This window comes from Nocardia sp. NBC_01499, assembly GCF_045040275.1.
Taxonomy (GTDB): domain Bacteria; phylum Actinomycetota; class Actinomycetes; order Mycobacteriales; family Mycobacteriaceae; genus Nocardia.
In genome coordinates this window covers 1,726,901-1,741,650 of record NZ_CP109426.1, presented here as the reverse complement: position 1 = coordinate 1,741,650, position 14,750 = coordinate 1,726,901, and the positions used below count along the sequence as shown (strand labels likewise).

5 protein-coding genes are annotated in these 14,750 nt (G+C 67.5%); 3 read left to right on the top strand and 2 right to left on the bottom strand.

Going from position 1 to position 14,750, the window contains the following annotated elements:
- The 3 genes from OG203_RS07920 (at nucleotide 1) to OG203_RS07910 (ending at nucleotide 5,727) form a co-directional block, all read left to right on the top strand.
- Nucleotides 1-1,194, top strand: a complete 1,194-nt coding sequence (locus tag OG203_RS07920) for an erythromycin esterase family protein (protein WP_405165024.1) — start codon at nucleotides 1-3, stop codon at nucleotides 1,192-1,194.
- Between the two features lie 157 nt (nucleotides 1,195-1,351).
- Complete coding sequence (locus tag OG203_RS07915) at nucleotides 1,352-2,371, top strand: NAD-dependent epimerase/dehydratase family protein (RefSeq protein ID WP_405165023.1); 1,020 nt, start codon at nucleotides 1,352-1,354, stop codon at nucleotides 2,369-2,371.
- Between the two features lie 176 nt (nucleotides 2,372-2,547).
- Nucleotides 2,548-5,727 (top strand): carboxyl transferase domain-containing protein, encoded by a 3,180-nt coding sequence (locus OG203_RS07910; protein ID WP_405165022.1) that lies wholly within the window; start codon nucleotides 2,548-2,550, stop codon nucleotides 5,725-5,727.
- A gap of 225 nt (nucleotides 5,728-5,952) precedes the next feature.
- On the opposite strand, the gene OG203_RS07905 is transcribed toward OG203_RS07910, so the two are convergent.
- Together OG203_RS07905 and OG203_RS07900 are read right to left on the bottom strand one after the other, a co-directional pair.
- On the bottom strand, nucleotides 5,953-7,119 hold the full coding sequence (locus tag OG203_RS07905) for a serine hydrolase domain-containing protein (protein ID WP_405165021.1): 1,167 nt from the start codon (nucleotides 7,117-7,119) through the stop codon (nucleotides 5,953-5,955).
- A gap of 75 nt (nucleotides 7,120-7,194) precedes the next feature.
- Nucleotides 7,195-14,403 (bottom strand): amino acid adenylation domain-containing protein, encoded by a 7,209-nt coding sequence (locus tag OG203_RS07900; protein WP_405165020.1) that lies wholly within the window; start codon nucleotides 14,401-14,403, stop codon nucleotides 7,195-7,197.
- Nucleotides 14,404-14,750 lie beyond the last annotated feature (347 nt).

The following is a 14,750-nucleotide window of genomic DNA, read 5'->3' as shown; positions in this document are numbered from 1 at the left end:
ATGAGCCAGAACATTCGAGACTTCGTATCCACCTCATGTGACCTGGTAGGGCTGGGCGAGCCGACCCACCAGGAACCCGCCTTCCAACTGATCCGCAACGAACTGTTCGCGCAACTGGTCGACCTCGGCTTCCGCTCGATCGCCCTCGAAACCGACCGCGTGGCCGCGCTTATCGTGAACGACTTCGTCCAAGAGGGCATCGGCGACCTCGACACGGTGCTGAGCGAAGGCTTCTCCCACACCTTCGGAAACCTGGACGGCAACAGGCAATTGGTCACCTGGATGCACGAGTACAACCAGCACCGACCACCACAAGACCGGGTGGCCTTCCACGGCCTCGACGCGCAGACCGAGAACACCACCGCACCAAGCCCGCGCCGCTACCTCGAATACGCCCGCGACTACCTGCGACTCGACCTCGACCTCGCGACTCTCCTTGGCGCCGACGAACTCTGGGATCGCGAGGAGGCAATCCTGAACCCGGCCAAGTCGATCGGCGCCACACCCGAGGCCGAGCGGCTGCGGGCGATGGCCAACGACATGCTCATCTCGCTCGACGTACGCGCGCCGGAACTGATCGCGGCGACATCACGCGCCGAATGGCTCAGGGCCAGAACGCATCTCACCGCCGGGCTCGGTCTGCTCCGCTACCACAAGCAGGCGGCACGTGACCTCGCGCGGAATGCTCGGATATCCCTGCTCATGGCCACCCGGGCGGCGATCATGGCCCAAAACCTCCTCGATATCCGAAGCATCGAGGCACGTCGCGGCGCGACACTTGCCCACGCGCACAACGATCACCTGCGCCGGAACCCGAGCACCATGCGCGTGGCAGGCCTGGTGCTCGACTGGCTCGGCGTCGGCGCCATCGTCGGGTCGCTGCTGGGCGAGCAGTACGCCTTCATCGCGGGCAGCCTGGGTCGCAGCGACATCCTCGGGATCCCGGAACCCGAACCGGACACCTACGAGGGCCTCCTGCAGAGTCGCATCGGCACTTGGGGTTTGACACCGGCCACCACGATCTCCGCCGCGCGAACGCGTACCGGCGCGCCCCCCGAGAAGGGTTACTTCCCGCTCGATCAAACGATTCTCGGCGCTGCCGACACGGTCCTACACATCGGCGACGCCACAGCGGCTTTGCCCAAGATGACGAATCATGACGCGGCACCGCGCCGCGTCACCTCCGACACCTAGTCGGCGACACCGTATTTGAGCGACCTCATCGACAATCGCAGCGCCATCAGCGGTAGATGTCGGCTGGTAACGGCGTCACCGGGTACGGTGTCAGCCGTTACCGGTGGGGTCTGGAGTTTCTTTCTCGCACAGCGTTCCGAACACACGGAGGACGATGATGGCTGAGTTGGTTCTGGTTACCGGAGGAAGCGGCTACGTCGCGGGGTGGTGCATCGTCGAGCTGCTGAAACGCGGCTACGACGTGCGCACGACCGTGCGCGGCGCGGACAAGGAGGCGGCGGTCCTCGCGGCCGTGTCCACCGCCGTCGACCCGGCCGGACGGCTCAGCTTCGCCATCGCCGATCTCACCGCGGACGACGGCTGGGACGCGGCGGTCAAGGACGTCGACTATGTGCTGCACGTCGCCGCACCGCTCGGCCGCAACGCCGACGACGAGGCCGCGCTGATCGCCGCGGCCCGCGACGGCGCACTCCGGGTGCTGGGCGCGGCGGCCGCCACCGGGGTCAAACGCGTGGTGCTGACCTCAGCGGCGAACGCGGCGAGCCCCTCGTCCTACGCGACCGACGGCGTCACCGACGAAACGTTGTGGACCGATCCCGAGGATCCGACGCTCATCCCGTACCGTCGCTCGAAGACCCTCGCCGAGCGCGCGGTCTGGGACTTCATGGCCGACTACGACGGCCCGACCGAGCTGACCACCATCCTCCCCGGCGCGGTCTTCGGCCCCATTCTCACCACGAACACCACCGGATCGGTCGACATCATCGCCCGCATGGTCTCCGGCAAGCTGCCCGGCGTACCGCGCATCGGACTCGAAATCGTCGACGTCCGCGATCTCGCCGACATCCACATCCGCGCCATGACCACCCCCGCCGCCGCAGGCGAACGCTTCCTGGCCACCGGCGAATTCATGTGGATGCGCGACATGGCCCGCACCCTGCATGACGGCCTCGGCCAACGCGGCAACCAGGTCTCGACCCGCCAACTCCCGGACTTCGCGGTCCGCCTCGCCGCCCGCTTCAGCGACGTATCCCTCGGCGAGGTCATCCCCGCCCTCGGCCGCCGCAACCGCCACAGCACCGAGAAAGCCAAGCGCATCCTCGACTGGCAACCCCGCCCGGCAACCCGAACAGTCCTCGACTGCGGCACCAGCCTGCTCGACCACAACGCCACCTGACACTTCCCGCGCTGGAGACTCGCCGGGCCGCCACCATGTCGCGCCGACCGCCGTCGCGGCGGCCCTCGCCGGGTTCATCGCATGATCATCTAGCGTTCCGCCGGGCGAGGCTGTCTCGTGATTAGGCTCGGGCCTGTCGGGTTCGGTGTGAGATTGGGATGCGGGAGACTGGCTGGATGCGCGTGGTCGTGGTTAACCGGGGTGAGGTGGCGGTTCGGGTTTTGCGGGCCGCTCGGGAGCGGGGGTACGCGACGTTGGCGGTGTACACCGCTGAGGAGCGGGATGCGCTGCATGTTCGGTTGGCCGATGACGCGGTGCAGCTGGCCGGGGTGGGTGCCGGTGCGTATCTGGATGTGCGTGCTGTAGTGGCGGCGGCCCGTAAGGCCGGGCCGGGGGCGTTGGTGCATCCGGGGTACGGATTCCTCAGTGAGAGTGCGGATCTCGCTTCCGCCTGTGCGTCCGCCGAGCTTGTTTTCGTGGGTCCGGCGCCGGAGGTGTTGCGGACGTTCGGTGACAAGGTTGCGGCGCGGGCGGCGGCGAAGCGGGCCGGGGTTCAGGTGTTGACGGCGACGTCGAGTGGTGCGGGGGTCACCGAGATCGCCGCTTTGCTCGCCGCGCATCCGGGCGGGGTGATGGTGAAGGCGGCTGCCGGGGGTGGCGGGCGCGGGATGCGGGAGGTGCGCGACTCGGAATCGCTGGGGGAGGCGTATGAGCGGTGTCGGGCGGAGGCATTGGCGGGGTTCGGGGATGACACCGTATACGCGGAAGCGTTGGTGGCCGATGCTCGGCATATCGAGGTGCAAGTGGTGGCTGACGGGGAACGCGCCATCGCCCTCGGTGACCGGGATTGCAGTGTGCAGCGGCGGCACCAGAAGCTGATCGAAGTGGCGCCCGCACCGAATCTCACTGCGGCGCTGCGGGAACGGCTGCACGGTGACGCGATGCGCCTCGCGGAATCGGTGGGTTGCCGCGGCGTCGTCACCGTCGAGTTTCTCGTGCGCGGCGACGAGGCATGGTTCCTCGAGGTGAACCCGCGACTACAGGTCGAGCACACCGTCACCGAGGAGGTGACGGGGGTCGATCTGGTTGCGCTCCAGTTGGATCTGGCGCAAGGGCGCACCCTCGCCGACCTCGACCTGCCCGCTGGTGCGCCGCGTGGTTATGCCGTACAGGCACGGGTGAACGCCGAAATCGTCACTGCCGGAGGCGATGTGCTGCCGAGCACCGGCACGGTGGCACAGTTCGCCGCGCCGACCGGCGTCGGCGTGCGCGTCGACACGGCCGCCTATACCGGTATGCGGCAAGGGGCACAGTTCGATTCGTTGCTGGCCAAGGTGATCGCTCGCGGTCCGTCGTATTCCGCCGCGCTGCGCCGTTGTTCGGACGCGTTGGCCGAAACCGTTGTGGTCGGCGTCGATACGAATGCGGCGTTGCTGCGGGCGGTGCTGGATGAACTCTGCGCCGGGACCACGGTATCGACCGAGTGGTTCGAGCGGAATCTGACCGAACTCGTCGCTCGGGCAAGCGATTACGCGCCCGCGCCGCACCTCGAGTCCGTCGCTACTTTCGTGCCGGATTCCGTTGTCCTGCAAGACGATGAACAGACCCTGCGTTCACCCATGGGTGGCACCGTGGTCAGCCTGGTCGAACCGGGTACCGTCGTCGCGGCCGGTGCCGAGGTCGCCGTCTTGGAAGCCATGAAGATGCAGCATGTGCTGCGCGCCGAACAATCACTGCGCGTTCGACGGCACGTGGCAGCACCGGGCGCCACGGTGGATCCGCATGCGCCCCTGCTGATCTGGACCGAGGCCGACCACGACGGGATCGTCGCCGATGTCGAGGCGATCGATCTCGACGCCATCCGCCCTGACCTCGCCGAAGTGCGCGACCGGCACCGCATCGGCCTCGACGAGGCCCGCGCCGACGCCGTCGCCAAACGCCACCGGCTCGGCAGGCGCACCGCTCGCGAGAACATCAGCGACCTCGTCGACGACGACAGCTTCGTCGAATACGGCGCACTGGCGGTCGCCGCACAACGACTGCGCCGCAGTCAAGAAGACCTGATCGCGAAAACCCCCGCCGACGGCCTGATCGGCGGCGTCGCCACCATCAACGCGGACCGCTTCGGCGCCGACCGCACCCGGGTGGTCGTGATGTCCTACGACTACACCGTGCTGGCAGGCACTCAGGGCTACCGCGGTCACGCCAAGACCGACCGCATGCTGGAAATGGCCAGTGCCCAACACCTTCCGGTGATCTTCTTCACCGAGGGCGGTGGCGGACGCCCCGGCGACACCGACACCGGCGGCATGTCGGGCCTCGACTTCACCACCTTTCACACCATGGGCGCGTTGTCCGGCCGAGTCCCGTTGATCGGCATCGTGTCCGGCCGCTGCTTCGCGGGCAACGCCGCCCTGCTCGGCATGTGCGACGTCGTGATCGCCACCCCCGACGCCAACATCGGCATGGGCGGTCCCGCCATGATCGAAGGCGGCGGTCTCGGCGTCTACGCCCCCGAAGACATCGGCCCGATCGAGGTCCAACGCCGCAACGGTGTCGTGCACATCGTCGCCGCCGACGAAGCCGAGGCCGTCCGCGTCGCCCAGCGTTACCTCGCCTATTTCCAAGGGCCGGTGGATGATTGGACCGCGCCGGACCCGCGCCTGTCCCGCCACGTGATCCCGGAGAACCGGCTGCACGCCTTCGACATCCGCGCCGCCATCGAAGCCGTCGCCGACCTCGATTCCATCCTCGAGCTGCGCCGCGACTGGGCCGTCGGCATCGTCACCGCGCTGATCCGCGTCGAAGGACACCCCTACGGCCTCATCGCCAACAACTGCCACCACCTCGGCGGCGCCATCGACGCCCCGGCCGCCGACAAACTCAGCAGCTTCCTGCGCCTCTGCGGCGCCAACAACCTACCGATCGTCTCCCTGTGTGACACACCCGGTTTCATGGTCGGCCCGGAAGCCGAAAAAGACGCCACCGTCACCAAATTCAGCCGCCTCTTCATCGATGCCGCCGCCCTGTCCGTCCCCTGGGGCACCGTCATCCTCCGCAAGGGCTACGGCCTGGGCGCCCAAGCCATGGCCGCTGGTTCCTTCCGCGCGCCCCGCTTCGTCATCGCCTGGCCCACCGGCGAAATCGGCGGCATGGGCCTGGAAGGCGCTGTCCGCCTCGGCTTCGCCAAGGAACTGGCCGCCATCGAAGACCCCGTCAAACGCCAGGAAGCATTCGACAATCTCGTCGGCCTCGCCTACGCCAGCGGCAAAGCCCTCACAGCCGCCACCCTGCTAGAACTCGACGACGTCATCGACCCCGCCGACACCCGCCGCTGGATCCGCACCCTCCGCTGACCACCGCCCACCCCCGCGCACGAGGTCGCAGGTAAATCCGTGCGCAGCAAGACAATCCGCGCGCAGCACGCAACACCGGCCGCCGCTGCACCCGTCTTGCCCTGCCGCGCACGTACTGTCGCATCGTGAGCGCCGGCCTTGCTGTACGCATTCGTTAGCCCGCGCGCGTTCTGCCGGGCCGCGTACGGATATAGCCGGCGGGCCGAGAAGGTGTGCGCGGCAGCGCTATTCGAGCGCGGTCTCCAGGGCATCGACCAGGTTGCGGGCGCGCAAATCGAGGGCACCTTCGACGATGTAGTTGGTGACGTAGGCGAAGGAGAGGCGGCGCTCCGGGTCGGCATAGCCGAGTGATCCACCGCGCCCCGGGTGGCCGAAGGAGTTCGGGCCGCCGAGGGTGAGATCGGCGATGGGCAGCATGAATCCGCTGGCGTAGCGATCGGGGAGCATGATGACCCGGTCGATGCCGCTGGTCTGCTCGCGGATGGCGGCGGCGAGGGTCTCCGGGCTGAGTAGACGATTGCCATCGACCACGCTGACCAGCGACGCGTACAACCGAGCCAGCCCGCGCGCGGTGCCGATACCGTTGCTCGCGGGGATCTCCGCGGCATGTACGGCGGGGGAGTTGAAGTCGATGTCCGGCGGGTCGGTGATCTGGAAGGCCCGGTTCGTCAACGATTCCGGATCACGCATCGCCGCGACCATCGGCCGCATCTGCTCCGGAATGGCCTCGTCCGGCACCGAATCCAGATCCGGCTTCGGCGCGAACACCAACCGGCTGACCCGGCTCTGCTCGGCGGCGGGCAGGCCGATGAAGAAGTCGACCCCGAACGGCGCCGCGATGTCCTCGGCCAGGAACCGCCCGACGGTACGTCCGGTAATCCGGCGGATCACCTCGCCGACCAACCAGCCGAAGGTGCGTCCGTGATACCCGTGATCGGTACCCGGCGTCCAGTTCGGCGCCTGCGCGGCCAGCGCCTCCACCATCGGCGTCCAGACCAACGCCTCGGCGAGCGGTACCGGCTTATCGATCGCCGCGAGACCCGCCTGATGAGTCAACAACCAGCGCACCGGAATCTCGCCCTTACCGGCCGCCGCGAACTCCGGCCAGTACTGCGCGACCGGCGCATCCAGATCGAGCAACCCCCGCTGAACCAGCAGATGCGCCGCGGCCGCGACCACACCTTTGGTCGCCGAGTAGACCAATTGCAGAGTGTCGCGCTCCCAAGGCCGCCCGGCGTCCGGGTCGGCGAGCCCACCCCACAGATCGACAACGGGCTGGCCATCCCGATACACGCACACTGCCGCCCCGACATCGCCCTGATCAGCGAAGTTCGCGGCGAACGCGTCCCGAACCGCCTCGAATCCAGGAGCAACCGTTCCGTCAATCCTCATGAAACACAGCATGACACGATGCCCGACCGGCCGAGCTGAGAGCTGGCACAGGTCGCCGTGACCTGTGCCAGCGGATCAACTCGCGCATTTCGTGCACCGCGTCGCGCGCTCGCAACAGCGCATCCCACCCGACGCCTCATCGAGGTAGCGGCTCAGTACCGGCCCGATCTCCGCCAGCGCCTCGGGCGAGGTCATCTCGCCGTGCGCGCAGCGGACGAAGTGCTCGTGCACCGCACCATCGACATACGGATACCAGGCCGCCGCACCCCTGGCCGACACGATCCGGCCGTGCTCGTCGACGGGCGCGGAATCGGTGTCCGCGGTGAAATACAGCAGGTCCCCGGCGTAGCCGCGCGGTGTGAACCGGAACCCCATGCGGGAGCAGACGAGATAGCTCGCGTAGAGCCGCTCCACATTCGCGGTGGTCAGCGACGCGAACCGGCCCTGATGCGCCCGCAGCAATGCGGCCGCCTGCTCGGCGGTGACATCCTCGACCACCCGGGCCGCGTCGCCGAGCAACGCGCTGAGCAGCTCACCGGCGGTCGGATCGATGACCTCCATCGCACCCTCGATGAGCCGGGTGTCCAGCATGGACAGCAGCGCCACGCGATCACCGGCGTCGTTGAGGCGCGCGGCGATCTCGTAGGCGATCACTCCGCCCAGCGACCAGCCGAGCAAATGGTACGGCCCGGTCGGCTGCACCTTCTTGATCTCCGCGACATAGTGTTCGGCGAGCTGCTCCACCGTCTCGACGTCGGCACCGGCACCGATCAGCTCGGTGATCTGCAACCCATAGACCGGCCGCTCGGGACCGAGGTAGGCGAGCAGGCCTGCGTAACTCCAGGATTCGCCACTCACCGAGTGCACGCAGAACAGCGGCGCCTGCGTGCCGTGCGCCCGAATCGGCAGCATCGTCTGAAAGGCCGCGTCGATGGTGGCCGCGACAGTGTGATCGCCGGATTCGATACGCGAGGCAACTCCGGCAGGCGTCGGATCAAGGAACAACGCCTGCACCGGGATGTCGAATCCGTGTCGATCACGCACCACCGAAACCACTCGTGTTGCCAGCAGCGAACTTCCGCCGAGTTCGAAGAAACTGTCGTCCGCGCCGACCGCATCAAGACCGAGGACCTCCGCGAAGGCCTCGCACAGTGCCGACTCCGCCGCAGACCGCGGCGCCCGATATCCCGCACCCGCTCGCAACACCGGCTCCGGCAGCGCCGCCCGATCCAATTTCCCCGCGGGCGTGCGCGGCAACGTGTCCAGCACGGTGATCGACTGCGGCACCATGTAATTCGGCACCCGGCTGGACAGATAGTTCGCCAGATCGCCCGCACCGCATTCGGCAGCGGGCACCAGTTGCACATAGGACGCCAATATCGTTGTGCCGTTCGGCATCTCATATCCGGCGGTGGTGGCGTACGCGACCTCGGGATGACTCACCAGCGCCGAGTCGATCTCGCCGAGCTCGATCCGGAAACCACGAATCTTCACCTGATGGTCGGCGCGACCGAGCAGAACAAGCTCACCGGCGGCCGTCCAACGCGCCAGATCGCCGGTGCGATACATCCGTTCACCCACGCCGCCAAGGGGATTCGCGACGAATCTGCCCGAGGTCAGACCCGGCCGTCGATGATAGCCGCGAGCAAGCCCGACACCGGCGAGATAGAGCTCACCCGCCACTCCTGGCGGCACCGGATGCAAGCGCGCGTCCAGCACGGCGACACCGGCGCCACGGATCGGCCGACCGAGCACCACCGGGCCGCCCGGTCGCATCGGCTCGGAAATGGTCACCGCGACAGTGGCTTCGGTCGGCCCGTAGGCGTTGAGCATGTCGCGACCTGGCGCCCAGCGCTCGACCAGCTCGGTACCGCAGGCGTCGCCACCCACCACCAGCAGCCGCAGCCGCGGCAACGGCCAGCGCGCCGCATCGATACTGGCCAATGCCGCAGGGGTGATGGCCGCGTGCGTGATCCGCTCCCGGCCGAGGAACTCGGCCAGCGCGTCGCCGCCGAAGACATCGGTCGGCGCGATCACCATCGTCGCCCCGGCACACAGCGCCATCAGCAATTCCAGCACCGAGATATCGAAGCTCGGCGACCCGATATGCAGTGTCCGCGAATCTTGTCGCACCCGATACCGCTCGCGTTGCTCGGCCGCGAAACTCGACAGTCCGCGATGGGTGACCGCGACACCCTTTGGCGTGCCGGTGGAGCCGGAGGTGTAGATGACATAGGCGAGGTCGTCGACGCGAACCGCGCGCACCCGATCCGAATCGGTGACCGGCGCCGCATCGCATCCGTCCAGATCCGAAACCACCAGCCACGGCACCGTATCGGGCAGGCTTGCCGCGCCGGTCGCCGTGGTGAGACCGACCAGCGCCCCGGAGTCCGACAACACAGCTCGAATCCGCTCGGCGGGGTGACCCCGATCGATCGGCAGGAACGCCGCACCCGCCTTGGCGACCGCGAGCCACCCGACCACATTGTCCAGCGATCGCGCAAACCCCAGCGCCACAACATCACCCGCGCCGACGCCGCGATCGATCAACATCCGCGCGAGCCTGTTCGCGCGTGCGTCGAGTTCAAGGTAGCTGAGTTCCGTCGAACCACACTGCACCGCAACATGATTCGGATGCCGCTCAGCGACTGCCGCGAAGTAGTCGGCCAGCGTGACCGCAGCCGTCGCCGGCCGACCTCGCACGGCAACCACAGCGGCCCGTTCCGACGCGCTGAGGATCTCGATGTCCCCCACAATGACCGCCGGGTCGGTGGCCACCGCCGACAGGACCCTGGCGAACCGATCGCCGATCCGCGCGGCCGTCGCGGCGTCGAACAAGTCCGTCGCATAGGTCAGGCACAAGCCGAGTCCATCCGGTCGACGATCGGCGGTGTAGCTCTCGGTCAGCGCGAACTGCAAGTCCCACTTGGCGATTCCGGCATCGATCGCCGCGGCGGCGACCTCGAGTCCCGGCAAGTCCACCTGCACGGGTGCCGTACTGTCCACCGACAACATGATCTGGAACAGCGGATGCCGCGCGGTCGACCGAACCGGATTCAGCACCTCGACCAGCCGTTCGAACGGCACATCGGCGTGCGCGAACGCGTCCACATCGATCGCACGCTGCCGTGCGAGCAAATCCGTGAACGACTCGCCCGGATCGACCAGGGTCCGCAGCACAACCGTGTTCACGAACATCCCGATCACATCGTCCAACTCGGACTCGCCGCGACCCGCGATCGGCGTACCGACCGCGATATCCTGGACACCCGAAATCCTGGCGAGCAGCACCATCAGGGCGGCATGTATCGCCATGAACAAGGTCGCGTTGTGTGTACGCGCCAATTCGACAAGGGCGCGGTGCGTTTCGGCATCGATGGCGATCTCGGCCCGGCCGCCGCGAAAGGACTGCATCGCGGGGCGCCGCCGGTCGTACGGCAGCGAAAGCTCGTCGGGCAGATCGGCGAGCTGGGTACGCCAGTAGGCCGACTGAATCGCCGCCGGGCTGTTCGGTATCGACTCGTCGCCGATCGTATCCCGCTGCCACAGACTGTAATCCGCGTACTGGACCGGCAATGGCTCCCACCGTGGCGCCTGCCCGGCCCGCCGCGCGCGGTAGGCCGCCACCAGATCGGCGCACAGCGGTGTCAGCGACCACCCGTCGGCCGCGATGTGCTGGATGACGACCGCGAGCACGTAATCACTTGCGCCGGTGCGCAACAGCTCGACCCGCAGCGCGGTGTCGATCGTCAAGTCGAATCCGCGCCGGGCCGCCGCCCGCAGCCGGTCCTCGACCTCGGTGGGGGACAGGTCGGTCACCGGCATCGTGGGTGCGACACCCGCCGCGGGCAGGATCACCTGGCTCGGCCCGTCCGGGCTGTCGGGAAAGATCGTCCGCAGCGTCTCGTGCCGGTCGACGATATCGGCGAGTGCCGCACGCAGCGCGTCGATATCGAGGTCGCCGCGCATCCGCAGCGCGAACGGGATGTTGTACGTGCCGGATTCGGGGTCGAATCGGTTGATGAACCACAGGCGTTGCTGCGGCGGCGAGAGCGGAATCCGATCCGGTCTCGGCCCTGCCGTCAAAGCGATCCGAGCACCGCCATCGGTCTGCGCCAGCTGCGCGGCGAGCGCCGCGACGGTCGCCTGCTCGAGCAACAACCGGACCGGCACCTTGGTGTTCAGCGCGGCGCCGAGCCGAGAGGCCACCCTGGTAGCCGCCAACGAATTGCCACCGAGCGCGAAGAAGCTGTCGTCCAACCCGATTCGATCGATACCGAGCACCTCGGCGAAGACGCGCGCCACGCCCTGCTCCACCGAGGTCCGCGGTGCGCGATACGCCGTCACCTCGGGAGCGGGTACCGGCAACGCACGGCGGTCCAGTTTCCCGTTGGCGGTCAACGGCATTGCCGCGACCACGACGAACGCCGAGGGAATCATGTAGTCGGGCAACAGAGTTCCGGCATGTTCCCGCAGCGCGACGGTGTCGATCGCGAAGTCGCGATGACCGACCACATACGCCACTATGCGCTGATCACCCGGTTCGTCCTCGCGCACGATCACGGCCGTCTGCCGCACCGCGTCGTGGGTGAGCAGTGCCGCCTCGATCTCACCGAGCTCGATCCGGAAGCCGCGCAACTTGATCTGATCATCGGCGCGACCCAGGTACTCGAGCCCCCGGTCGGGCCGCCATCTGCCGAGATCGCCTGACCGATACAACCGGGTGCCAGGCTCGCCGAATCGATCCGCCACGAACCGGGCCGCGGTCAACGCGGGTCGACCGAGATACCCGCGGGCCAGCTGGTCGCCCGCCACGTAGATCTCGCCTGCCACACCCGGTGGCACCAGGCGCAATCTGCTGTCCAGCAACAGAATCCGCAATCCAGGGATGGCCCGCCCGACGCCACCGGCGTTCGGCGCGGCAACGGCGGCACTGTCGAGCCCGCTGTAGGTCACGTGCACCGTGGTCTCGGTGATGCCGTACATATTCACCAACCGCGGCCGCGAATCATCGTGCCTGGCATACCAGTCGACGAGTCGGCGCAGTTCGAGCGCCTCGCCGCCGAAGATCAGGTATCGCAGCGCCGGGGGCGGCTGATCCGGCTCATCCCGATCCGCCTCGGCCAGTTGATAGAACGCGGACGGCGTCTGGTTGAGCACGGTGACCCGCTCGCGACGCAGCAACTCCAGGAATTGGGCAGGCGAACGGGAGGTGTAATAGTCGACAACCACCAGCGTCGCGCCGTACAGGAGCGCGCCCCACAACTCCCACACCGAGAAGTCGAAGGCCGCCGAGTGGAACATCGTCCACACGTCGTGCTCATCGAAGCCGAAGAACTCCTCGGTGCGCGTAAACAACTGCGCCACATTGCAATGCGGAACCTGCACGCCCTTCGGACGCCCCGTCGACCCCGACGTATAGATCACGTACGCGACGTTGCGCGGCGCCAAGGGCGCGCGTCGGTCGGCGTCGGTGATCGCCCCGGCGTCGAGCCGGGACAGGCCCGCCGAACCCACCTCTACGGCGGGCAATCCAGCAGGCAACTCGACACTGTGGTGTGCGGCGGTCACTATGCACACCGGACGCGCATCGGTGAGCAGGTACTTGATCCGATCCGCCGGAGAATTCGGATCCACCGGCAGATAACCGCCGCCCGCTTTGAGCACCGCGAGTATGGCGACGACAAGGTCCAGCGACCTCGGCACCGCAACGGCCACCAGCGATTCCGGGCCGACTCCGAGCTCGATCAGCCTGCGCCCCAACTGATTCGCCCGCGCATCGAGCTGGCCATAGGTCAGCGAATCGCCGAGAAACTTCACCGCCGTTGCCCCGGCCCGCGCCCGCGCGACGGCTTCGAACAGCTCGACCAGGGTCACCTCGGGGGCCGCGGCGTCGGTCGTCACCCCTTCGAGTTCGACCGCATTGCGTTCCGCCTCGCTCATCAGCGACAGCTCGGACACCTCCGTTTCCGGTGCCGCGGCGAGGAATTCGGCGAGGTAGTCGAGGAAACGCCGATGATGCCCGCGCAGCTCGTCGGCATCGTAGCGATCCGGATTGGCGACGAAGTCGACGCACAGGCCGACATCGCGCGGGCCGTTGTAGATGTTGATCGACAGATCCTCGACCGGCCCGGTGGACACCACGTGCACCGAACCCGCTGCGGGACCGAGCCGAATCTCGTTGTAGAACAACATGATATTGACGCTCGGCCCGAACAGTCCGCGCGAACCGGGCACGGCGTCATAGTCGCGCCGGATGTCCTCGTGACGATAACGCTGATGCGCGAGCACCGCCGTGATCTGCCGATGGGCCTGCTCGGCGAGTTCACCGATCCGCACACCCTCGGCGACCGGAAGGAACAGCGGAACCACATTCGAGACGAACCCCGCGGAGCAGCGCAGTCCCGCGGTCGTGCGGGCCGTCACCGGCAGGCTCAGCACGACCTCGCGATTGCCGCTGACGGCGGCGAGGTAGGCGGCCAGCCCGGCAACGAACAACGCGGGCCGCGACACCCGCAACGAGGTCCGCGCCGCGTCGAGCAGCGTGGCCGCGTCGTCGGCGAGGACGCCCTCCTCGACCAGCCGCTGTCTGTTCGCGGGCGCCGTGCGCTCACTCAGGCTGAACGCGCCGGGAATTCGCGACATCTGCTCGTGCCAGAAGTGCCTGTCCTCGATGAAGTCCGCGGACGCGCGATAGGCCCGCTCGGTGTCGTAGATCGCGTACAGGGACTTGGCCATGGTCCGGCTCGCCTCAATGCCGTTGCGTAGCGCGTTGTACCGCTCCGCGATCCGCATGGACAGCAGCATGGCGCCATACCCGTCGATGGCGATGTGGTGCATCTTCGCGTACCAGAAGTACTCGGCGGCACCGGTTTGCAGCACCACGTTCCGCACGAGCGGCGCGTCGGCGATATCGATCGGCACCGTCGAATCGCGCCGGATCCATTGCCGCGCCGCCGCGCGCGGCTGTTCGGCGCCGCGCAGATCTACGTGCAGCACACCGAGCGGCAGCGCGTGGTCGACCCGCTGACACGGCTGGTCCTCGAGCTCGATGATGCGCACCCGCAGGCTCTGCATATCGAAACCGCAGCGGTAGATCGCCTCGGCGAGCAGCTCGACATCCAATTCGCCACGCAGCTCGATGTATTGCGACACGGTCTGCGGTGCCTCCGGGGCGACCTGCTGCACGTGCCAGATGCCTAGCTGTGCGTTCGATAGCGGGAACGGAGCTTCGGCGTCCGATGGATCAGACTCCGCGGGCGGGTTGGTCACTGCCGCTGTCATCACATCGCTCCGTTCCGTCGAGTTGTCGTCACGCCGCCTGCAAGTTACCCGTGCCAGCAAGCTCGCCGTCAGCGCAACGCGGGCGCTGATGCTGCGATTTAGCATGAGAATCGGACGAAAACGGCTCGCCCGCAAACTTTCAGAGAACTTCAATTCCGTCATTCGGAGCGACCGGTCAGTTGGATTTGAACTGTGACCTAGATCACTTAATCTGATCTTGATGGCGGTCGCGACTCGCTACGGTTCGCAGCTGTTGCCACGCGGATGTCCGAGAATGATCAGTGGCTCCGACGTTCCTGATGAGCGGCGCAACCGTGGTGCCGACAACGCAGAGGAGTTGCCGTGAA

Excerpts from the sequence above, each read along its gene's own strand:
- OG203_RS07920 (WP_405165024.1), top strand. The coding sequence starts at position 1 with ATGAGCCAGAACATTCGAGACTTCGTATCCACCTCATGTGACCTGGTA.
- OG203_RS07915 (WP_405165023.1), top strand. The coding sequence starts at position 1,352 with ATGGCTGAGTTGGTTCTGGTTACCGGAGGAAGCGGCTACGTCGCGGGG.
- OG203_RS07905 (WP_405165021.1), bottom strand. The coding sequence starts at position 7,119 with ATGAGGATTGACGGAACGGTTGCTCCTGGATTCGAGGCGGTTCGGGAC.
- OG203_RS07910 (WP_405165022.1), top strand. The coding sequence starts at position 2,548 with ATGCGCGTGGTCGTGGTTAACCGGGGTGAGGTGGCGGTTCGGGTTTTG.
- OG203_RS07900 (WP_405165020.1), bottom strand. The coding sequence starts at position 14,403 with ATGACAGCGGCAGTGACCAACCCGCCCGCGGAGTCTGATCCATCGGAC.